The organism is Ancylobacter sp. SL191, assembly GCF_026625645.1.
Classification (GTDB): domain Bacteria; phylum Pseudomonadota; class Alphaproteobacteria; order Rhizobiales; family Xanthobacteraceae; genus Ancylobacter.
In genome coordinates this window covers 1178074-1199623 of sequence record NZ_CP113056.1, presented here as the reverse complement: position 1 = coordinate 1199623, position 21550 = coordinate 1178074, and the positions used below count along the sequence as shown (strand labels likewise).

Annotated in this window: 20 protein-coding genes; 12 read left to right on the top strand and 8 right to left on the bottom strand. The window is 70.6% G+C overall.

The window, feature by feature from the left end:
* The first annotated feature begins 32 nt into the window (after nucleotides 1–32).
* From cydD to OU996_RS05400, 12 genes are all read left to right on the top strand, one after another.
* Nucleotides 33–1733 (top strand): thiol reductant ABC exporter subunit CydD, encoded by a 1701-nt coding sequence (gene cydD, locus OU996_RS05455; protein WP_420712700.1) that lies wholly within the window; start codon nucleotides 33–35, stop codon nucleotides 1731–1733.
* Nucleotides 1730–3442: a thiol reductant ABC exporter subunit CydC gene (gene cydC, locus OU996_RS05450; protein WP_267584625.1), complete on the top strand. Its 1713-nt coding sequence runs from the start codon at nucleotides 1730–1732 to the stop codon at nucleotides 3440–3442. The genes cydD and cydC overlap by 4 nt, the downstream gene beginning before the upstream one ends.
* A gap of 93 nt (nucleotides 3443–3535) precedes the next feature.
* On the top strand, nucleotides 3536–4522 hold the full coding sequence (gene tehA / locus OU996_RS05445; protein WP_267584624.1) for a dicarboxylate transporter/tellurite-resistance protein TehA: 987 nt from the start codon (nucleotides 3536–3538) through the stop codon (nucleotides 4520–4522).
* 51 nt (nucleotides 4523–4573) lie between these two features.
* On the top strand, nucleotides 4574–5512 hold the full coding sequence (locus OU996_RS05440; RefSeq protein ID WP_267584623.1) for an alpha/beta fold hydrolase: 939 nt from the start codon (nucleotides 4574–4576) through the stop codon (nucleotides 5510–5512).
* Between the two features lie 91 nt (nucleotides 5513–5603).
* Nucleotides 5604–7217: a methyl-accepting chemotaxis protein gene (locus tag OU996_RS05435; protein ID WP_267584622.1), complete on the top strand. Its 1614-nt coding sequence runs from the start codon at nucleotides 5604–5606 to the stop codon at nucleotides 7215–7217.
* A gap of 14 nt (nucleotides 7218–7231) precedes the next feature.
* Entirely contained in the window at nucleotides 7232–7711 is a 480-nt protein-coding gene (locus tag OU996_RS05430) for a chemotaxis protein CheW (RefSeq protein ID WP_267584621.1), read from the top strand.
* A 13-nt stretch (nucleotides 7712–7724) separates the two neighbouring features.
* Nucleotides 7725–9026, top strand: a complete 1302-nt coding sequence (locus OU996_RS05425; protein ID WP_267584620.1) for a CheR family methyltransferase — start codon at nucleotides 7725–7727, stop codon at nucleotides 9024–9026.
* A complete protein-coding gene (locus tag OU996_RS05420; protein ID WP_267584619.1) occupies nucleotides 9026–9640 on the top strand; it encodes a chemotaxis protein CheW in 615 nt (204 codons plus the stop codon). The genes OU996_RS05425 and OU996_RS05420 overlap by 1 nt, the downstream gene beginning before the upstream one ends.
* Nucleotides 9637–11664, top strand: coding sequence for a chemotaxis protein CheA (locus tag OU996_RS05415; RefSeq protein ID WP_267584618.1), 2028 nt, complete (start codon nucleotides 9637–9639; stop codon nucleotides 11662–11664). The genes OU996_RS05420 and OU996_RS05415 overlap by 4 nt, the downstream gene beginning before the upstream one ends.
* A complete protein-coding gene (locus tag OU996_RS05410; protein ID WP_267585606.1) occupies nucleotides 11550–11891 on the top strand; it encodes a response regulator in 342 nt (113 codons plus the stop codon). Before OU996_RS05415 ends, OU996_RS05410 begins: the two co-directional genes overlap by 115 nt.
* Nucleotides 11892–11905: 14 nt before the next feature.
* Nucleotides 11906–12931, top strand: coding sequence for a chemotaxis-specific protein-glutamate methyltransferase CheB (gene cheB, locus OU996_RS05405; RefSeq protein WP_267584617.1), 1026 nt, complete (start codon nucleotides 11906–11908; stop codon nucleotides 12929–12931).
* Nucleotides 12928–13947 carry a diguanylate cyclase gene (locus tag OU996_RS05400; protein WP_324290736.1) on the top strand — a complete coding sequence of 340 codons (1020 nt, stop codon included), beginning with the start codon at nucleotides 12928–12930 and terminating at the stop codon, nucleotides 13945–13947. The genes cheB and OU996_RS05400 overlap by 4 nt, the downstream gene beginning before the upstream one ends.
* Nucleotides 13948–13962: 15 nt before the next feature.
* On the opposite strand, the gene OU996_RS05395 is transcribed toward OU996_RS05400, so the two are convergent.
* The 8 genes from OU996_RS05395 to OU996_RS05360 all read right to left on the bottom strand — a co-directional run bounded on the left by OU996_RS05395 (nucleotide 13963) and on the right by OU996_RS05360 (nucleotide 21470).
* Entirely contained in the window at nucleotides 13963–15309 is a 1347-nt protein-coding gene (locus tag OU996_RS05395; protein ID WP_267584616.1) for an MATE family efflux transporter, read from the bottom strand.
* The gene (locus OU996_RS05390) at nucleotides 15310–15918 is read right to left on the bottom strand and encodes a peroxidase-related enzyme (RefSeq protein WP_267584615.1); all 609 of its coding nucleotides are present in this window, start codon (nucleotides 15916–15918) and stop codon (nucleotides 15310–15312) included.
* 2 nt (nucleotides 15919–15920) lie between these two features.
* Nucleotides 15921–16451, bottom strand: a complete 531-nt coding sequence (locus OU996_RS05385) for a CMD domain-containing protein (RefSeq protein WP_267584614.1) — start codon at nucleotides 16449–16451, stop codon at nucleotides 15921–15923.
* A 3-nt stretch (nucleotides 16452–16454) separates the two neighbouring features.
* Nucleotides 16455–17045 (bottom strand): 2-hydroxychromene-2-carboxylate isomerase, encoded by a 591-nt coding sequence (locus OU996_RS05380; RefSeq protein WP_267584613.1) that lies wholly within the window; start codon nucleotides 17043–17045, stop codon nucleotides 16455–16457.
* A gap of 5 nt (nucleotides 17046–17050) precedes the next feature.
* Entirely contained in the window at nucleotides 17051–18535 is a 1485-nt protein-coding gene (locus OU996_RS05375) for an NAD(P)-binding domain-containing protein (RefSeq protein WP_267584612.1), read from the bottom strand.
* 81 nt (nucleotides 18536–18616) lie between these two features.
* Nucleotides 18617–19687: an ABC transporter ATP-binding protein gene (locus tag OU996_RS05370; protein WP_267584611.1), complete on the bottom strand. Its 1071-nt coding sequence runs from the start codon at nucleotides 19685–19687 to the stop codon at nucleotides 18617–18619.
* A gap of 3 nt (nucleotides 19688–19690) precedes the next feature.
* Nucleotides 19691–20494 carry an ABC transporter permease gene (locus tag OU996_RS05365; RefSeq protein WP_267584610.1) on the bottom strand — a complete coding sequence of 268 codons (804 nt, stop codon included), beginning with the start codon at nucleotides 20492–20494 and terminating at the stop codon, nucleotides 19691–19693.
* A gap of 10 nt (nucleotides 20495–20504) precedes the next feature.
* Nucleotides 20505–21470 (bottom strand): ABC transporter permease, encoded by a 966-nt coding sequence (locus OU996_RS05360; RefSeq protein ID WP_267584609.1) that lies wholly within the window; start codon nucleotides 21468–21470, stop codon nucleotides 20505–20507.
* Nucleotides 21471–21550: the final 80 nt, after the last annotated feature.

Sequence of the window (21550 nt, the reverse complement as noted above, 5' to 3'; positions counted from 1 at the left end):
GCCACCTCGCCGGCCGGACGGAGCCGCCTGACATGCCCGCCGCGACCGTGGCGGCGCCTGTGCCGCGCGTGAAACCCAGAATGCGCACGGCCGCCCGCCGCGCCGAGCGAGCGGGGCTGATGCTCCAGCTCGCCGCCCCGCTGGTGTGGATTCCGCAGGCCGGCCTTCTCGCCTTCGCCGTGGGCGCCATTGCCGACGGCCAGCCGGCGAGCGCCGCGCTGCTGCCCGCGCTCGGCATCGCCCTGCTCGGCTTTCTGCGCGCGGGTCTCGACGCCGCCGGCGCCCGGCTGAGCTTTCGCGCCGCGCGGGCGGAACTCACCCGGCTGCGGGCAGAGGCGGCGCGTGCGCTCGCCACCCGCTCCCCGCTCGCCATCGACCGGCCGGCCTCCGGCCTCGCCGCCAGCGTGCTGACCGAGCAGGCGGAGGCGGTGGTGCCCTATCTCGCCCGCTTCGCCCCGGCGCGGATGAAGGCGAGCGTCATCCCGCTGGTGCTGCTCGCCTGCGTCCTGCCGATCTCCTGGGCCGCCGGCCTGCTGCTGCTGCTCACCGCGCCGCTGATCCCGCTCTTCATGGCGCTGATCGGCCTGCAGGCGAAGGCGGCGAGCGAGGCGCAGCTCGTGGAGATGGGCAGCCTCAACGGCTTCCTGCTCGACCGGCTGCGCGGCCTCGCCACCATCCGCTCGCTCGGCGCGGTGGATGCCACCGCGCGCCGGCTGCGCGAGGATGCCGACAGCCTCGCCCGCCGCACCATGGTGGTGCTGCGCATCGCCTTCCTGTCCTCGGCGGTGCTGGAGCTGTTCTCCGCCATCGGCGTGGCGCTGGTCGCCGCCTATATCGGCCTGCATCTGTTGGGCGCGCTGGAATTCGGCAGCTGGGGCCGCGATTTCGGTCTCGCGCAGGGCCTGTTCATGCTGCTGCTGGCGCCCGCTTTGTTCGAGCCGCTGCGCGAGCTCGCCAGCGCCTGGCACGACCGCGCCGCCGGGCAGGCGGCCCTCGCGGCGCTGGAGCGGCTCGCCGCGCCGGGGCCGGGTATTGTCGGCGACGACGCGCCGGGACGGGTGGCGGCGCAGGGCGCGCCCTCGGTGCGGCTGGAGGCGCTCGGCTTCCGCCATGGCGATGGCGCGGCGGTGTTCGACGGCTTCACGCTGGATGTCGCGGCAGGCGAGCATGTGGCGCTGTTCGCCCCGAGCGGCGCCGGCAAGTCGACGCTGCTGGCGCTCATCGCGGGCCTTGCCGCGCCGGATTCCGGGCGGGTGCTGGTCGACGGCGAGACGCTCACCGAGGCGAGCGCGGCGCGGCTGCGCGCCCGCATGGCCCATATCGGCCAGCGCCCGCATATCTTCGCCGGGACGCTGAACGCCAATGTCAGCCTCGGACGCGCGGGCGTGGACGCGCCCGCCATCACGGCGGCACTGACGGCGGCGCGGCTTGACACGGTAGCCGCCCGGCGTGGGCCCGCTCCCATTGGCGAAGCCGGGCGCGGCCTTTCCGGCGGCGAAGCGCTGCGCCTCGCTCTGGCGCGTCTTGCCGCGACACCGCAGGCGGGTCTCATCCTCGCCGACGAGCCGACCGCCCATCTCGACGCCACCACGAGCGCCGAGGTGACAGAGGGTCTGCTCGCGCTCGCGCAGGGGCGCACGCTGATCCTCGCCACCCATGATCCCGCACTCGCCGCGCGGATGGACCGTGTCATAACCCTCGCCCCCGGCGCGGCAGCGGGAGAGGCGGCATGAGTCAGCATCCCCCCGGCCGCGCCCGCGCGCTCTTTGCCATTCTCCGGCTGTTCTTCGCGCAAAAGCCGCTGGCGCTGTCCGCTGGCATCGGCCTTGCCGTGGTCACGCTGGTGGCCGGCATCGCCCTGCTCGGAACCGCCGGCTGGTTCATCACCGCCACCGCCATTGCCGGCCTGAGTACCGCGACGGCGCTGGCCTTCGACTTGTTCGCCCCCTCCGCCGTCATCCGCCTGCTGGCGCTTTTGCGCACCGCCGGGCGTTATGGCGAGCGGCTGGTGACGCATGATGCCGCGCTTGGCGTGCTCGCCGGGCTGCGCGAGCGGCTGTTTCGCGGCTGGGCGGCGCCGGAGGCGGCCGGACGGCTGGCCGACCGGCCCTCGCGCCTGCTGTTCCGCCTGACGCTCGACATTGACGCGCTGGATTCGCTCTATCTGCGCGTCGCCCTGCCCGTCGCGGCGGCGCTCATCGTGGCGGCCGGGCTGATCGGCGCCATCGCGGTGATCGACGGGACGACCGCGCTGATCTTCGCCGCGCTGCTGCTCGGTGTCGGCATCGGCGTGCCGCTCGTCGCGCTGAAGGCCGCGCGCAAGCCTGCGCGGCGGCGGGCGCATGTGCTGGAAGTGCTGCGCGCCCGCGCGGTGGATCTGCTCGCCGGGCAGACCGATCTCGTCATGGCCGGGCGGCTCGGGGCGCAGCGCGCCGCGCTCACAGCGGCCGACGCCCGGCTCACGGATGCCGATGACGCGCTGAACCGGGTGGAGACGCGCATTGGCGCGAGTTTCACCGCGGCCTCCGGCGTGCTGCTGGCCGTGATGCTGGTGCTGGTCGCCGGGCTCGCGCAGGGCGGCGGCATTGACGCCCCCATCGCGGCGCTGGTGCTGCTGGTGGCACTCGCCGCCTTCGATCCCTTCGCGGCGTTGCGGCGGGGCGTGATCGAGGCCGAACGCGCGCTCATCGCCGCCACCCGTCTCGCCCCGCGCCTGCGGCCCGCCGCGCCGCCCCCGGCCCCCGCCGCGCCGCCGCCGGGGCTGGCGCTCCGCCTCGCCGATGTGACGCTCGGCCATGACGCGCTCAAACCTGGCGGCGCGCGGGTTCTGACCGGGCTCAGCCTCGATGTGCCGCGCGGCGCGCACATCGCTTTTCTCGGGACGAGCGGTGCCGGCAAGTCGACCCTGCTCGCGGCGCTGGCGGGCGAACTCACGCCGCAGGCCGGCGCGCTCGCCACCCTGCCATCGAGCCTGCTCACCCAGCGCACCGAGCTGTTCCAGGACAGCCTCGCCGGCAATCTCCGGCTCGCCAAACCTTCCGCCAGCGAGGGCGAGCTCTACGCCGCGCTGGCACAGGCCGGCCTTGCCGATGTGGTGGAGGCGCAGCCGGACGGATTGGAAAGCCGGCTCGGCGAAGGCGGCATCGGGCTGTCCGGCGGCCAGCAGCGCCGCCTGGCACTCGCCCGGCTGATCCTGCGTGGCGCTCCGCTCTGGCTGCTCGACGAGCCGACCGATGGGCTCGACGGCGCCACCGCCCGCGCGGTGCTGGCGCAGCTCACCGCCTGCGCCGGAGACCACACGCTGGTGCTGGCGACCCATCTGCGGCGCGAGGCGGCGATCGCCGATACGCTCGTCCTGCTCGCGGAGGGTCGCCTCCACACCGTCGCGCGGCGCGGCGCGCCCGCCTATGATGCGCTGCTGACGGGCCTGCGGGACGATTGACCGGACCATCCGCCCGGCATCCCTGAAAGACCCGCGCGCCGGCGCGTGCGAGAAGCCGGCACGGGGCGATGCCGCGTGCCGAAGGAGAGAACCGTGCCACACCCGCGACTGCCCATCATCCCCGTCTCCTTCTTCGGCATGGTGCTGGGGCTGGTCGGCCTCGGCGGCAGCTGGCGCGCCGCCCATCATGTCTGGGGCACGCCCGCTGTCATCGGCGAGGCGATCATGGCGGCCGGCTCCCTCGTCTGGGCCGTGGTGCTCGCGCTCTACGCGCTGAAATGGCTGCGCGCCCGGCCCGCCGCGATGGCCGAGATCAGCCATCCCGTGCAATCGGGCTTTGTCGGCCTCGCCGGCGTCGCGACGCTGCTGGTGAGCATCGCCGCCGCGCCCTATTCCCGCGATCTGGCGATCCTGCTGCTCATCGCGGGCGCCGCCTTCACTCTCGGCTTCGGCGTCTGGCGCTCCGGCGCGCTGCTTTATGGCGAGCGCGACCCGGCGCTGGCGACGCCGGTGCTCTATCTGCCGACCGTCGCCGGCTGCTACGTCACCGGCACCGCCTGCGGCGTGCTGGGCTATCCCGACTGGGGCCAGCTCGCCTTCGGGGCCGGGCTGTTCTCCTGGCTCGCCATGGAATCCGTGCTGCTCTACCGCTTCCAGCACGGCGCCGCGCTCGCCCCGGCGCTGCGCCCGACGCTCGGCATCCAGCTCGCCCCACCGGTGGTCGGCGCGGTGACCTATCTCGCCGTCACCAACGGCCCGCCGGACATCTTTGTGCGCGCCCTGATCGGCTATGGCCTGCTGCAGCTCCTGCTGCTGGCGCGGCTGCTGCCGTGGATCCTCAAGCAATCGCTGTCGCCGGCCTATTGGGCCTTCACCTTCGGTCTCACCGCGCTGGCCACCGCCAGCATCCAGCTGATCGGGCGCGGCGAGACCGGGGCGCTGGCGCTGCTCGCCCCCGCCTTGCTCGCTCTGGCGACAGTGGTGGTGGGGATCACCTCCGGCCATTCGCTCTGGCTGCTGCTGACGGGAAAGCTGGTGCCCGCGCCCGCTCCGGCCCCACCTGTCTCGACGCCGGCCTGATCGACAGGCGCGGGCCGGCGCGTCATGCTCGGCGCCGAGAGGTGCCGCCGCGTGACGACCCCCGTGATCCCCTACCCTCCCGGCCTGCCCGTCCGCTTTCCCGCCGCCGATGGCTATGAGCTCGGCGGGACGCTGTGGCGTCATGAGGATAGGGCGCCGCACCAGGCGAGCGTGGTCATCGCCTGCGCGACGTCGGTGCGGGCGCGCTATTACGCCCGCTTCGCCGGCTGGCTGCACAGCCATGGCTTCAACGTGCTCACCTTCGACTATCGCGGCATTGGCGAGAGCCGTCCCGCCCGGCTGCGCGGCTTTGAGGCCGACTGGACCGATTGGGGCGAAAAGGATCTGGAGGGCGCGCTCGTCTTCATCCGCCGGAGCTTCCCCGGCGACGCGCTCGACCTCGTCGCGCATTCCTTCGGCGGCGTCGCTTTCGGCCTCGCGCCGTCCAATGCGCAGGTGCGCCGCGCGGTGACGGTCGGCGCGCAATACGCCCATTGGCGCGACTATGCCCCCACGTCCCGCGCCGGCATGGTGCTGAAATGGCATGTCGCCATGCCCGCGCTAACCCGGCTCGCCGGCTATTTTCCCGGCGGCCGCCTCGGCTGGATGGAGGACACACCGGCCGGCGTCGCGCACGACTGGGCGGGTATGGGCCCGCATTACCCCTCAAGCGTGCGCCGGCACCGTCCCGGCGAAGCCGAACGTCTCGCCGCGCGCTTCGCCACCGCCCGCGCGGCGCTGCTCGCCATCGGGCTGGAGGACGACCCCTACGGCACCGTGCCGGCGCTGGAACGGGCGCTCGGCCATTTTACCGGCGCGGCGCGCGCCCATCTGCGGATCGCCCCGGCCGATATCGGGGTGGCCGCGATCGGCCATTTCGCCTTCTTCCATGCGCGCTTTCAGGACACGCTGTGGCCCATCCCGCTCGCCTGGCTGACCCAGGGCAGGCTGCCGGCATCGGCGCCCGGACGCTGGGTTATCTTACCTTGATACCTTCGATACCAAGGTTTTGAGCAAGATTGTGGCAATATCTGCCTGTTACCTTGCGGTCTCTACATTTCGCTTGCGATGAAAGCTGGTCATGACCCGACTGACAATCCGCCACCGCATTCTTGCGAGTTTCCTGGCGGTGCTGCTGGTGCTGAGCGCGGTGACGGCGGTGAGCTACCGCTGGTTCCGCCAGGCCGAGCAGGAAGCGCTGACCATCGAGACCAGCACCGTCCCCGCCCTGATCGCCAGCCTCAAGATGCGCGAGGCCTGGGCCCGCGCGCAGGGGCTTCTGACCTCCGTCGCGCTGGAGACCGACAGCAACGGTCGAGCGGCGGTGCTGGAGCAGCTCAAGGCGAACCGGACCACGATCACGCAGGGTCTCGCGGCCTATGAGGCGACGCTGGATTCCTCGGAGGACCGGCGCAATTACGAGGCGCTCAAGGCCGAAGCGAATGGCTTCTGGCCGGCGGAGGATGCCGCGCTCACCCTTCCGGCCGACGCGCTGCACGCCGCGATCCGCACCGATCTGATGCCGCGCCTCGCCTCCATCGACAAGGCGCTGGACGAGGCGGTGGCGCTCAATCAGGCCGCGGAGGAAGCCTCCACCGACCATATCGTCGCGGTGATCCGCAACGCCGAGATCGGGCTCTATCTCGGCTTCATCCTGGCCGCCGCGCTGTCGCTGCTGAGCGGCTGGCTGCTGTTCCGCGCCATCACCGTGCCGCTCGGCACGCTGGTGGGAGCGGTCGGCGTGATGCGCACCGGCGATTTCAGTACCCGGCTCGCGCTGACGCGGCGCGACGAGTTCGCCACGTTGGCCGATGGCTTCAACGCCATGGCGGACGAGCTCACTGCGCTGATCGGGCAGGTGCAGAAGTCGAGCATCCAGGTCAACACCTCGATCACCGAACTCGCCGCCACCTCCAAGGAGCAGCAGGCGACCTCCAGCGAGATCGCCGCCACCACCACCGAGATCGGCGCCACCGCCAAGGAGATTTCCGCCACCTCGAACGAGCTGGTGCGCACCATGACCGAGGTGTCGCATGTCGCCGAGGAGACGGCGACGCTGGCCGGCGGTGGCCAGGCCGGCCTTGCCCGCATGGAAGCGACGATGCGCCATGTGATGGAGGCGGCGGGCGCCATCAACGGCAAGCTGGCCGTGCTCAGTGAGAAGGCCGGCAACATCAACCAGATGGTGACCACCATCACCAAGGTGGCCGACCAGACCAACCTGCTCTCGCTCAACGCCGCCATCGAGGCGGAGAAGGCCGGGCAGTACGGGCGCGGCTTCGCCGTGGTGGCGACCGAGATCCGCCGCCTCGCCGACCAGACGGCGACCTCGACCTATGACATCGAGCAGATGGTGCGGGACATCCAGTCGGCGGTCGCCGCCGGCGTGATGGGCATGGACAAGTTCTCCGAGGAAGTGCGGCGCGGCATGACCGAGGTGCAGGAGGTCGGGGGCCAGCTCACGGCGATCATCCAGCAGGTGCAGGGCCTCGTGCCGCGCTTCGAGATCGCCAATGAGGGCATGCAGGCGCAGGCCACCGGCGCCGAGCAGATCAGCGACGCGCTCGGCCAGCTCAGCGAGGCGGCGCAGCAGACGGTGGAATCGCTGCACCAGTCGACGCTCGCCATTGACGAGCTGAGCCAGGTGTCCGGCGGCTTGCGCAGTTCGATCGCGCGGTTCAGGCTCAGGGCCTGAGCCCGGGGGCGACAGTGCTGTTCCTCACATTCCGCATCGGCAAGGACCGCTACGTGCTCGATGCGCGGCAGGTCGAGGAGGTGCTGCCGCTCGTCGCCGCCAAGGCGCTGCCCGGCGCGCCGTCGGGGATCGCCGGCCTTATCAGCTATCACGGCCAGCCCGTGCCGCTGCTCGACCTCGCGCTCCTCGCCACCGGCCAGCCGGTGGCGGAGGTGATGAGCTCGCGCATCATCCTGCTGCGCTACCCGGAAGCGGGCGAGGGCGCCGCCCTTCTGGCGCTCGCCGCCGAGGAGGTGATCGCCACGGTGAAGCGCGCGCCGTCCGATTTCGTGCCGACGGGCGTCGAGGCGGGCATGCCCGCCTATCTCGGCCCGGTCGCCGCCGATGCGGACGGGCTGCTGCAATGGGTCAAGGCGCCGGCTTTGCTGAGCGATGACATCCGCGCCATCCTGTTCCGCCAGGTAGAACCGGCGAGCGGAGAGGTGCGGCCATGAAGAGGGCTTGGCCATGAGCGCGGCGGCGAGCCACAGGACGGAGCACGGCCCCATTGAGCGCCTGCTGCACAACACGATCGGGCTCGATGCCGGAACGCTCGGCGCGCAGACGATCGCCTATGCCGTGCGCCAGCGCCTCGCGGCCACCGGCATTGCCGACGAGACCGCCTATGCCCGCCATGCCGCCGCCGACCCGACCGAGCTTCAGGAGCTGGTCAACGCCATCGTCGTGCCAGAGACCTGGTTCTTCCGCGATCCCCGCGCCTTTGCGGCGATGACGCAGCACGTCGCCGGGCGGGCGACGCATACCGGCCCGCTGCGGCTGCTCAGCCTGCCCTGCTCGACCGGCGAGGAAGCCTATTCCATGGCCATGGCGCTGCTCGATGCCGGCATCCCCGCCGACGGCTTCGTGATCGACGCGGTGGACGTCTCCACCCGCAACATCGTCGAGGCGCGGCGCGCCATCTATGGGCGCAATTCGTTTCGCGGCCGCGACCTCGCCTTCCGCGAGCGTTATTTCGAGGCGGTGGACGGGGGCTACCGTCCCCACGCGGCCGTGCGCGCGCCGGTGCGGCTGCGCACCGGCAATCTGTTCGATCCCGGCCTGCTGTTGGGCGAGACGGCCTATGACGTCATCTTCTGCCGCAACCTGCTGATCTATTTCGACCGCGCCGACCAGATCCGGGCGCTGGAGCGGCTCGGCGCGCGGCTGGCGCCGGACGGGCTGCTGCTGGTGGGGCCGGCGGAATCCGGCCTGCCGCTGCTCAACGGCTATGCCTCGCTGCGCAGCCCGATGGCCTTTGCCTTCACCCGCGTGGCGCCGACGCCGCGCCCTGCCCCGCGCCCGGCGGCCCCCGCGCGCCGTCCGTCACCCAGGCCGGAGGGGCGCCCCGTCGCCCGCCCGGCCGCGCGCGCGCCGGCCACCGCACCGCACCGCCTCGCCGCGCCGCGCGTGCCGGTCTCGCCGGCCCCGGCGGCGCCGTCCGCCGGCGGCGACAAAGCGGCGGCCAGCCTTGCCGCGATCGAGGCCGCGGCCAATGCCGGGCGCCTGGCCGAGGCCAAGGCGGCCGCGCACCGGCACATCGCCGCTTTCGGCCCCTCGGCCGGCGTGTTCTATCTGCTCGGCCTTGCCTGCGACGCCGGCGACGACGCCGCCGGCGCCGCCGAGCAGTACCGCAAGGCGCTGTATCTTGCGCCGGACCACCGCGAGGCACTTGCCCATCTCGCTTTGCTTCTGCGCCGCAAGGGCGACGAGGCGGGCGCCGCCCGGCTGCGCGCGCGGCTGGAGCGGCTCGGCGCGGGCGGTGACGGCTGATGGCGGCGCCCGAGGATGACATCAAGCCCGACGCCCCCCGGACGGGCGAAAGCGTCGGCGCCGGCGGCCTGCTCGCCCGCCCGCTGCCGCCGGGCTACCGCGCCGAATGGGCCCGCCACATCGCCGCGCCGCGCCGCGAGACCGAGGCGGCGCAGGCGAGCGCGCGGAAAGTGCTGATCTTCCGCCTCGGCCGCGAATGGCTCGCCCTGCCGGCCGGGCTGGTGACCGAGATCACCGAGCCCCGGCGCAGCCACAGCCTGCCGCACCGGCGCGACCGGCTGGTGCGCGGTATCGTCAATGTGCGCGGCGAATTGCTGGTGAAGGTCGCGCTCGGCGAACTCCTCGGCACCGCGGAGGCAGACGATGGCGGGCGCGCCACCGGCTTTGCCCGGCTCGTGGTGATTGGCGATGCCGAACGCCGCCGCGTCGCCTTCGAGGCCGACGAGGTGCATGGCCTGCATCGCTGCACGGACGCCGAGCTGCGCCCGCTCCCCGCCACCGTCGAGCGGGCGGGCGCGCGCTTCACCGATGCGTTGATCGACTGGCAGGGCCACGCGGTGGGGCGGCTCAACGGCCCCGCGCTGCTCGACGCGCTCGGGCGGGGGCTGGCATGAGCGCCTCCGGCACGCCCGATCTCAGCCAGTTCTCCATGCTCGACCTGTTCCGCGCCGAGCTGGAGACGCAGTCGCAGGCACTGACGCAGGCCCTGCTGACGCTGGAGCGCGAGCCGACCTCCGCGCCGCATCTGGAAGCGGCGATGCGGGCGGCGCATTCGCTCAAGGGCTCGGCGCGCATTGTCGAACTGATGCCGGCGGTGCGGGTGGCGCACGCCATGGAGGAGTGCCTCGTCGCCGCCCAGCACGGCAAGCTGCGGCTGAGCCGTGCTCCTATCGACGCGCTGCTGCGCGGCGTGGACCTGCTGGCGCTGGTCGCCGACCCGGCGACGGAGGGCGCCGAGGACGGCCCGGCGGCGGCCCAGATCGACGGCTTCCTCGCCGCGCTGGCGCAGGCGACCGCGCAGGATGACGGTGCGCCAGCCCTTTCTCCCCCGGAGGCGCCGGCGCCAGAACCGGCGCGCCCGGTCCCGCCACCTCCGCCCGAGCCCGTCAGCGAGAGCGGCGAGCGGATGATCCGCATCACCGCCACGAGCATGACGCGCCTGCTCGGCCTCGCCGGCGAATCGCTGATCGAGGCGCGGCGGCTGCGACCCTTCGCCGACAGCCTCACCCGTCTGCGCCGCGAGCACACCGCCCTCGCCCGCGCGCTCGACAGCGTGCGCGCCACCCTGCCGCCCGGCACGGAGGACGGCCCGACCGCGCAGGCGCTGATGCTGGCGCGCGGTGCGCTGGAGGATGGCCGGCAGGCGCTGGAAGCGCGGCTGGCCGAACTCGACGCGCTCGACCGGCGCAGCACCGACCTCGCCAACCGGCTCTATAACGAGACGCTGGCGAGCCGGATGCGGCCCTTCGAGGATGGTGTGCGGGCCTATGCCCGCACCGTGCGCGACCTCGCCCATGCGCTCGGCAAGAGCGCGCGGCTGGAGATCATCGGCGGCTCGACCGGGATCGACCGCGACATTCTCGACCAGCTCGACGCCCCGCTCGGCCATCTGCTGCGCAACGCCATCGACCATGGGCTGGAAACACCCGAGCAGCGCCGCGCCACCGGCAAGCCGGAGGAAGGCATTATCCGCCTCGAAGCCCGCCACCATGCCGGGCTGCTGCAGATCCTTATCGCCGATGACGGCCACGGCATCGACCTCTCCGCCCTGCGCCACGCCGTGGTCACCCGCCGGCTGATCGGCGCCGACGCGGCGGCGGGGCTGAGCGAGGGGGAACTGCTGGACTTCCTGTTCCTGCCGGGCTTCTCGATGAAGGAGGTGGTGAGCGACGTCTCCGGGCGCGGCGTCGGGCTGGACGCGGTGCAGACCATGGTGCGGCAGGTGCGCGGCAAGGTGCGCGTGACCACGCAGCCGGGTGCGGGCACCACTTTCCTGCTGGAACTGCCGCTCACCCTTTCGGTCATCCGCACCCTGCTGGTCGACATCGCCGGCGAGCCCTACGCTCTGCCGCTGGCCGGGCTTACCCGCACGCTGCGGGTGCCGCGCGAGGCGGTGCAGCTTCTGGAGGGGCGCCCGCATATCGGCGTGGACGGGCAGCGCATCGGCTTGGTCACCGCCCATGAGCTGCTGGGTCTGGGCGACGCGGAGGCGGGCGGGAACGAACTCGCCGTGGTGGTGATCGGCAACGGCGCCGGCGCCTATGGGCTGGTGGTCGACGCCTTTCGCGGCGAGCGCGAGCTGGTTGTGCGCCCGCTCGACCCGCGCCTCGGCAAGATCAAGGACATCGCTGCCGCCGCGCTGATGGAGGACGGCGCGCCGGTGCTGATCGTCGACATGGACGACCTGCTGCGCTCGGCCGACAAGCTGGCCGCCGCAGGCAGCCTGCGCGGCATTGCCGGCCCGCGCGGCAGCGCCCCGCGCAGCGGCGCAAGCGCGTGCTGGTGGTCGACGATTCGCTCACCGTGCGCGAGCTGGAGCGCAAGCTGCTCGAGCATCACGGCTATGAGGTGGAGGTGGCCGTCGATGGCATGGATGGCTGGAACGTCGTGCGCTCGGAGGGCTTCGACCTCGTGGTGACCGATGTCGACATGCCGCGCATGGACGGGATCGAGCTGGTGACGCTGATGCGCCGCGACCCGCGCCTGCGCAACCTGCCGGTGATGATCGTCTCCTACAAGGACCGCGAGGAGGACCGGCGCCGTGGTCTCGACGCCGGCGCGGACTATTATCTGACCAAGGGCAGCTTCCATGACGAGACGCTGATCCAGGCGGTGACCGATCTCATCGGGCCAGCCGTCGGATGAGCGGGAGCAGGGGCATGAGGATCGGGATCGTCAATGACCTGCCAATGGCCGCCGAGCTGCTGCGCCGGATCATCGTCGCCGCGCCGGAGCATCAGGTCGCCTGGATCGCCGCCGACGGGCGCGAGGCGGTGGCCGCCTGCGCGCGCGACCTACCCGATCTCGTGCTGATGGACATCACCATGCCGCACATGGACGGCGTGGAAGCGACCCGCCGCATCATGGCAGCGACGCCCTGCCCGATCCTGCTGGTCACCGCCAGCATCGATGCCAATGTGTCGGGCGTCTATGAGGCGATGGGCCATGGCGCGCTCGACGCCGTCGACATCCCGACCGCGCGCGGCGACGACCCGGTGGCGCCGGCCGCCACGCTGCTCGCCAAGATCGCCACCATCGGCAAGCTGGTCGGCGACGGACGGACGCCGCGCCCGGCCCCGGCGGCGCCGGAAACACGCGGCCCGCGCACGCTCGTCGCCATCGGTGCCTCGGCGGGCGGACCGGCGGCGGTGGCCGCGGTGCTCTCCCGGCTTCCCGCCGGCTTTCCCGCCGCGCTGGTGCTGGTGCAGCATGTCGACCCGAAATTCGTGCCGGGGCTCGCGAGCTGGCTCGCCCAGCAGGCGCGCCTGCCGGTACGCCCGGCGGCGAGCGGTGATCGGCCGGAAGCCGGCACGCTGCTCATCGCCGCCACCGCCGACCATATGGTGCTGACTGCCGCCGGTGATCTCGCCTACACTGCCGAGCCGGTGAGCTATCCCTACCGGCCCTCGGTCGATGTATTCTTCGAGAGCGCTGCCCGGCACTGGCGAGGACCGCTGCTGGGCGTGCTGCTCACCGGCATGGGGCGCGATGGCGCCCAGGGCCTGCTCACTTTGCGCAAGGCGGGCCATCTCACCATTGCCCAGGATCAGGCGAGCTCCGCCGTCTATGGCATGCCCAAGGCCGCCGCAGCGCTGGGCGCGGCCGCTGACATATTGCCGCTCGCTCTTATCGCCGATCGCCTCACCGAGGCAATCGGCCGCCCGTCAGACGAGGTTGTTCCATGATACGTGACACGGACCCTGATCCGCACGGGGCTCATCTGCCGCCGGGGGCGGAGAAGTACCTGTCCATGGTGCTGCTGGTGGACGACCAGGTGCTGATCTGCGAGGCCGTGCGCCGCGCGCTGTCGACCGAGCCGGACCTCGATTTCCACTACTGCACCGACCCGCTGGAGGCGCTGCGCATCGCCGAGGAGGTGAAGCCAACCGTCATCCTGCAGGATCTCGTCATGCCCGGCATGGACGGGCTCGACCTCGTGCGTCGCTACCGCGACACGCCGACGACCCACGCCGTGCCGGTGATCGTGCTCTCGGCCAAGGACGAGCCGGCGGTGAAGAGCGCCGCCTTCCAGGCCGGGGCGAACGACTATCTGGTCAAGCTGCCGGACCGTATCGAGCTGATCGCCCGCATTCGCTACCACACCCGCGCCTATCTCGATCATGTTCAGCGCGACGCGGCCTATACCGCGCTGCGCGAGAGCCAGCGCCAGCTGATGCAGGCCAATCTGGAGCTGGAGCGCCTCACCCGCATCGACGGGCTGACCGGGCTCGGCAACCGCCGCTATTTCGACGAGTACATGCTCGCCGAATGGCGCCGGGCGCTGCGCATCCACGCCCCGATCGCCCTGCTGATGATCGATGTCGACAATTTCAAGCGCTACAATGACAGCCATGGCCATCTGGCCGGCGACGACGTGCTGCGCAAGGTCGCCGATGCCATCCAGGAGGGGGTCGGGCGCTCGGGCGATCTCGCCGCGCGGTTCGGCGGCGAGGAGTTCGTCGTGGTTCTGCTCAATACCGAGCTCGCGAGGGCGCAGGAGGTGGCCGATCAGATCATGGCCCGCATCCACGCGCTCGACATTCCCGCGCAGGACGGCCATGTCACCATCAGCATCGGCGCCGCCGCCATGGTGCCGATCGACGGGGTGAGCCCGGAAGACCTCATCAAGGCCGCCGACCTCGCCCTGTTCCGCGCCAAGTCGAATGGCCGCGACCGGGTGGAGATCGAGCTCATCGACTGAGGCGGCGGACGCCACTCAGGCCGATGCCGGGCCCATGGTGCGGGTGGCGAGGCGCGGCAGCATCCAGCGGAACGCCACGCTGCGCGCGCACTGGAACAGGCCGAGCGCGATCCACAGGCCGTGATTGCCGAGGAGCGGCTGAAGCACGGCGCAGGCGGCAACATAGAGCACCAGCGAGGCCAGCATGAGGTTGCGCATCTCGCGCGACCAGGTGGCGCCGATATAGACCCCGTCCATCTGGAAGGCGACGACGCCGATGATCGGCAGCGCCACCGCATAGGGCAGATAGAGATAAGCGAGGCGCGCCACCTCGGGACCGGGGGCGGCGAGCGCGATCACCGTGCCGGACAATGCGAGGAAGCCGAGCGACACCAGCACGGCGAAGACGAAGCCCCACAGCGTGGTGAGCGCGATCACCCGGTCGAAGGCCGGCCGGTAGCGCGCGCCCACCGCCCGCCCGGCGAGCTGCTCGGCGGCGGTGGCGACGCCATCGAGAAAGGCGACGCCGAAGAAATAGAAGCGCAGCAGGATGGTGTTGGCGGCGAGGATGTCGATGCCCAGCGTGCCGCTCTGCCGGGTGAAGAAGGAGAGCCCGAGAAGCAGCGCGAAGGAGCGGATCATCATGTCGGAATTGACCGAGAACAGCCGCTTCAGCTCCGGCAGGCTCGGCAGGGTCCACAGCCGCCGGTCGGTACGGACGGCGATCAGCACCAGCCCGGCCAGCGTCGTCGCCGCCTCCGCCGCCAGACTGGCGAGGGCGAGGCCTGCCAGCCCCCAGCCGAGGCCGAGCACCCACCACAGGCTCAAGGCGAGGTTGAGCCCGTTCAGCAGGGTTTGCAGCACCATGGCGCTGATCGACCGCCCGAGGCCGATGACCCAGCCGAAAATGACGAAATTCACCAGCGCGAAGGGCGCCGACCAGATGCGCCAGCCGAAATAGACGCTCGCCGCCTGCGCCACCTCGCCCTCCGCCCCGAGCACGGCGAGGCTCAGCCGGCCGAGCGGGGCATGGACCGCGAGGATGAGCAGCCCGCCGGCAAGCGCGATCAAGAGCCCGCTCAGCAGCATGCGCTGCTCGGCCACCCGGTCGCCGGCGCCGAGCGACTGGGCGGTGAATCCGGCGGTGGCGGCGCGCAGGAAATTAAACGAGACGAAGATGACGTCGAAGATCACCGCGGCCAGCGCCACGCCGCCGATCAACGCCTCCTCGCCGAGCTGGCCGACCACCATGGTGGCGACGAGCCCGACCAGCGGCGTCGAGAGGTACGCCGCCATCATCGGCACGGCGATGCGCAGCACGTCGCCATGGCCGACCGTGAACGGCCGGACATTAGGGCTGGCGGGAGGGGAGTTCGGGTCCACTCAGGCCTTTCGCAGCGGTTCGCCGAGCGTGTGCATCAGCCGGTTGGCCCAGCCGAAAATGGCAACGGAATGGATGAGGTCGAGGATTTCCAGATCCGACAGCCCGCTATTGCGCAGGTGATAGAGATGGTAGCCGCCGACATCGCCGGGGTTGGCGGTCAGGTCCACCGCGAAGTCGAACAGCGCCTGCTCGGGGGCCGGCAGGTCCGCCTTGGTCTCCTTCGCATAGATCTCCTCCACCACCTCCGGCTTCTTCTCGAGCTGGATGTAGCGGGCGGCATGGACGGCGGCGCAATAGACGCAGCGATTGACCACGGAGGCGCCGAGCGCGCCGAGCTCGCGCCCGCCGCGCGACAGGCCGCCCTCGCTGTACATGATGTCGTTGAACAAAGGCGTGCGCTCGCGCAGCGCCTCCGGCTCATGGGCGAGCACCAGCACATAGGGCGAGATGCCCTTATTGGAGGGCGTCATGCTCAGCGCCTCGCGCTGGGCGTCCGTTGCTCTGTCATAGTCGACCATGCCGACATAAGGGCGCCAGTCCAGCGGCTGCGTGGTGAAGGCGTGGACGGTCTCGCGCGGGGCGTCGGTCGTGTCGGTGGGGGCGCTCATGGTCAGTGATCCCGCAGCATCTTCAGGCCGGCGACGAGCAGCACCTGATAATTCACGAAGGCGATGAGGCCGGCGAGGGCAACGATGTCGCGATCATCGAGCCCGGCGGCCTTCAGCGCCTCGACATGGGCGCGGGTCGCCGCCTTCGGACTCAGCGTGACCAGATCGACATGGCGCAGCAGCACGGCGAGCGGGCTGGTCGCATCCTCCGGCCGGAAGGCGGGATCGGCGATGCGGACATCCTCAGCATCGCCACCCTCCGCCGCCAGCGCGGCGGTGTAATGGGCGTTGAGCTCCAATGCCTTCCACGCCGCCGCCATGCGCGCGGCGAGCGCGGCGCGGCGGGCATAGGAGAAGTTGCGCGGTTCGGCGGGTCGCAACGCGGCGAGGTAGCTGGTCTGAGTCAGATGCTTGAGCTTGGCGCGCTCCTCCCGCAGCGCCAGCGTCGGCGACGAGGCATCGAGGCCGAGGACGGTGTCGATGACGTCCGGCAGCGGTGCGGCAGGCACGGTCGCGGGGGCGGTGTCACTCATCGCTCAATCCTCCGACAGCGCTTCATCGAGGAAGCTCAGGCGGTCCTGGCCCCAATAGAGCACGTCCTTGTAGATCCAGGTCGGGGTGCCGAACACGCCGCGCCGCGTCGCTTCCTCATGGCTGTCGAGCCAGGCCTGCATGATGGCGGGCTCGTCCTCCATCGCCTGCAGCTTTTCGCCATCGAGGCCGAGGGCATTGGCCACCGCGATGCGTACGGCCGGGTCGGTCACGTCCTTCTCCTCGCTCCACAGCGCGCGCAGCAAGGCGTGGCTCAGCTCCAGCGCCGGCAGGCCGAGCCGGTCGGCGGCAATGACCATGCGGGCGGAGAACTCGTTATTGGTCGGGTAGTGAGCCGGCTTCAGAACCAGCGGCATGTTCAGCCGCTTGCGCCAGCGATCGAGCTCCACCGCGTGATAATCCTGCCGCGGCTGCGGGCGCGAGCGCAGCGGCACGCCGCCATTTTCCGGCACGATGCGGGTCGGGCGCACCACCACGTCGAGATCATGCTTCTCGATCAGCGCCTTGAACTGCGGCCAGCCGAGATAGGCCCAGGGCGAGGACAGAGCGTGGAAGTAATAAACGGTCTTGCGCATGGTCCTCACGCGGTCTTCTGCTGGGCGACGGGCGCGCCGATGGAGGCATCGACGGGAGCGTCGGCATCGGTCCATTCCGAGCCGTCGAGTTCGGGCTTGGCGTAGGCGAGCAGCGCCTGCCAGTGGGCGTCGATGTCGCGGATGAACAGGGCGCCGGCGATGCCCTGCGCCAGCCAGTGCGCGCCCTCGCTGATGGCGGGGATGTCGCCCGAGACCTTGCCGAGGCTCATCGTCGCCCCGTAATTGAAGCAGTGGATGTTGGCGAGCCAGGGCGCGGTGCCCGGCACCTTCTCGGTGAAGGAGAAGTCGTCGGCCAGCCACGGGAAGCGGCCGAGATCGCGATTGGCTTCCTCCGGCGGCGGGGTGAAGCGGTCCTCCCAGCAGGCGATGGCGTCGCGGTAGTCGGCGAGCTCCTCGCGCGCCACCGGATCGATGGAGAAGCCGGTGCCGAGGATGACGAAATCGGTACGGAACTCGCGTCCCTTCACCGTGGTGATGACCACCTCGCCGTTCTCCTCGCGCACCGAGCCGATGCCGCAGTCGAAATGGAAAAAGGCGTTGGGGTGGCGGCTCACCCGCAGGGTGGAATTGTGCGGCGCCGGGGTCTGCTGCTTGGTGGAATAATCCATCATCCGCCAGCGCCATTCCGGCGCGATGCGCGGGAAGCCGGCAGTGACGCCATAGGAACCGATGCCCATCAGCTTGTTGACGGTCGGCATGGTCGGGCGCCGGGCGAGCAGGCGCACCTCGGCGGCTCCCGCCTCCAGCGCCTCCGCCGCATTGTCCACCGCCGAGGCGCCGACGCCGATCACCACCACGCGCTTGCCGGCGAGCCTGGCGAAATCCACCGGATCGGCCGAATGGGCCCAGAGCCGGTGCCGTTCGATCGGGGCGACGAAATAGGGGATCGTCGGCTCGCCCAGCCCGTCGCGGCCGGTGGCCATCACCACCTTGCGGGTCAGGATGCCAGCCCCGCCGGCGATCTCCAGCTCCATCAGCCCATCCTCGCGCGGCAGGATGCGCGAGACCGGCATGTCGTTCTCGACGGGAATGGCGAGCACGTCGCGATACCAGTTGAGATAGTCCATCCACATCGGCCGGGGGATGCGGAACAGCTCCTCCCACGCGCTCTCGCCGAAGCGGGCGGTGAACCACATGCGGAAAGTGAGCGAGGCCATGCCGAGCGCCGGGCCGAGCAGGATCTTCGGCGAGCGCAACGTCTCCATGCGGGCATAGGTCACCCATGGGCCTTCCTTGCCCTTCGGCGCCTTGTCGATGATGCGGATATTGCGCACCCCGGCTCGGGTGAGCGCGAACCACGCCACCAGCCCGCACATGCCGCCGCCGATGATGACGACATCGCTGACCGGGCGGCCATCCGGCGAGGGCACCGGCACCGACCAGTTGGCCGGCGGATAGTTGAGGCAGGCGAGGTCATGCCGCACACGGCGGTTGAGCTCATCGAGCGCCTCGATCCCCTGACTGGTCATGGTCGTTCCTTTCCAAGCGGTCTCAAGCCCCATGCGGCCGGCGCGCGGGCATGTGTGCGTTAGGTCGGTGGCGGGCCGGGTTCAGTCCGCCAGCAGCACCGCGTTTTCCCAGCGCCAGCCGACGAGCACCTCGTCGCCGGCAAGTCGGGCCAGCGCCTCCGGGTCGAGCTCGGCGGTCACGCTCTGGCGGCCCGCCAGCTCGATCTCCACCGTGGTGTGGCTGCCCTTGAAGATGCGGCGGACCACACGGCCGGGCACGGCGAAGGCATCGCCCGGCGTCTGGCCGAGGCAGTAGATCGATTCCGGCCGCACGATGAAGGCGACGCGCGCGCCGATGGCCGGGCTGGTGCCGTTGCGCCGGGCGCGCACGGTCTGGCCGTTCCAGGACAGCGCCGCCATCTCGCCCTCGAGGCCCATCACCTGCGCCTCGAACAGATTGCTCTGGCCGATGAAATTGGCCACGAAGCGGCTGCGCGGCGAAGCGTAGAGCGTGTGCGGGTCGCCCATCTGCTCGATCCGCCCGCCATTCATCACCACCACCACGTCCGACATGGTGAGCGCCTCTTCCTGGTCGTGCGTCACGAACAGGAAGGTCTTGCCGGTGCGCTGCTGGATGGATTTCAGCTCGATCTGCATCTGCTCGCGCAGCTTGGCGTCGAGCGCGCTCAGCGGCTCGTCGAGCAGCAGCACGTCCGGGTCCGGGGCGAGCGCACGCATCAGCGCGACGCGCTGGCGCTGGCCGCCCGAGAGCTGCGAGGGCATCCGGTCGGCGAAATCGCCGAGCTGCACCAGCGCCAGCAATTCCATGGTGCGCCGGTGAATGACGTCGGAAGACAGCCCCTTCAGCTCCAGCCCGAAGGCGACATTGCGCCCGACGGTGAGGTGCGGGAACAGCGCGTAGTCCTGGAAGACGATGTTCACATTGCGCTTGTTGGGCGGCAGGCGGGTGATGTCCCGCCCGTCGAGCAGGATCTCGCCGGAGGTCGGCAGCTCGAAGCCGCCGAGCATGCGCAGCGTCGTCGACTTGCCGCAGCCGGAGGGGCCGAGCAGGGTGACGAACTGGCCGGGCGCGATCGACAAATCGAGATCGGCGACCGCAGGCGTCGCGCCATAGAGCTTGTTGACGTTGCGGAACTGGACGACAGGCTGCATCGGTCAGGCCTTGGAACGACGGGTGAAATGTTCGGCGTAGAGGCCGACGGCGGCGGTGACGATCAGCACGATCGTCGCCATGGCGTTGATTTCCGGCGACATGCCGCCCTGCACCTTGGCGAAGATCAGCATGGGCAGGGTCGGCTGGTAGCCGCCGAGGAAGAAGGTGCGCACGAAGTCGTCAATGCTGCTCAGCACGCAGAAGATGGCGCTGCCGGCCAGCGCCGGGGCGAGATAGGGCACCGTCACCCGCAGGAAGGCGACGAAATTGTCGGCCCCGAGATCGCGCGCCGCATCCGTCAGGCTGTGCGGCATGGAGCGCAGGCGGGTGAGCACCATCACCACCACGAAGGGCACCGCGTGGACGGTGTGGCCGAGGATGATGGCGCCGGTGCCGGTGGGTATATCCAGCACGCGGATGAAGATGCGCATCGAGATCGCGTTGATGAGGCCCGGCACCACCGCCGGCAGGCAGGCCAGCGCGAAGATCATCGCCCGGCCCCAGATGCCGTCCGCCGCGACCAGCAGCGCGATCCACACGCCGATGACGAGCGCGATCACTGTCGTCGCCAGCGCGATGAAGATGGAGTAGCCGACCGCGCCGAGAAACTGCTGATCCTGCAGCACCTTGGCGTACCAGTCGAGCGTCCAGTTCTGGATCGGGAAGGCGATGAAGCTCGCCTCCTTGAAGCTCATCGCCATCATCAGGCTGAGCGGCAGCAGCAGGTAGATCACGAAGATCCAGTAGGAGGCCGACAGCGCCGTCTTCGGCAGGTCGGTGAAATAGCGGCTGGCGAAGCTGGTCATGTGCGCGCCCTCAGGACAGCCGCACCGACCGCCCGCCAACGACCTTCATGAACAGGCCGACGGTGGAGAGCGAGACGATGAGCATCAGGATGGAGAAGGCCGAGCCCGCCGGCCATTTGTCGTTCGAGGCGTGGAACAGCGCGGCGATGATCTCGGGGAAGATGACGGTGTTCGGGCCGCCCAGCAGCAGCGGCGCGGTGAAGACGCCGATGGAGATGAGATAGACGAGACTGCAGCCGGAGACGATGCCGTCCTTGGACAGCGGCAGGATCACCCTCTTGAAGCGCTCGAACGGCCCGGCGCCGAGATCGGCAGCAGCGTCAATGAGTTGCGGGGGGATCTTTTCGATGGCCGAGTAGAGCGGCAGCAGCATGTAGAGGGCGATGAGGTAGACCACGCCGAAGCTGAGCGAGAAATAGGTGTAGAGCATGGGGATGGGCCGGTCGATCATCCCCAGTTCGCGCAGCGCGTAGTTCAGCGCGCCGCGATTGGCGAGCAGCATGATGACCGAGAAGGTGCGGATAATCTCGCCCGCCCAGAACGGCACCAGCAGCAGCAGCAGCGCGCGCTTGCGGTTCTGCGGGCGGATGACCTTCGCCACGTAATAGGCGACCGGGTAGACCACGAGCAGCGTCACCGCCGTCACCACCGCCGCGAAGACCAGGCTGCGGATGAACGGCATGAAATAGAGCGGCTCGCGGAAGAAAAGCCTGTAATTGTCGAGCGTTAGGATCGCCCCGCTCTCCGGGGCCGGGTAGGTCTGCATCAGGCTGATGCGGCCCATCTGGTAGATCGGGCCGATGTTGAAGGTGACGATCCAGGCCAGCGGCACGACGATCAGCAGGATCAGCCGGGCCCGCGGGCTGGCCGCGAGCGCGCCGAGCGTGGCGCCATAGAGCGGCGAGCGGATGAGCCGGCCGATCCAGCCGCGGTAGCGCGGACCGGCCTCGCGGCGGTCGGTTCGTGTATCCGTCATGCTGCTCTCGACCATGGCGTCGTCATCGGCTCCAGTGTGCCGGATCGCCCGCCAAAGGGCGACCCGGCCTGTCTCGTGCG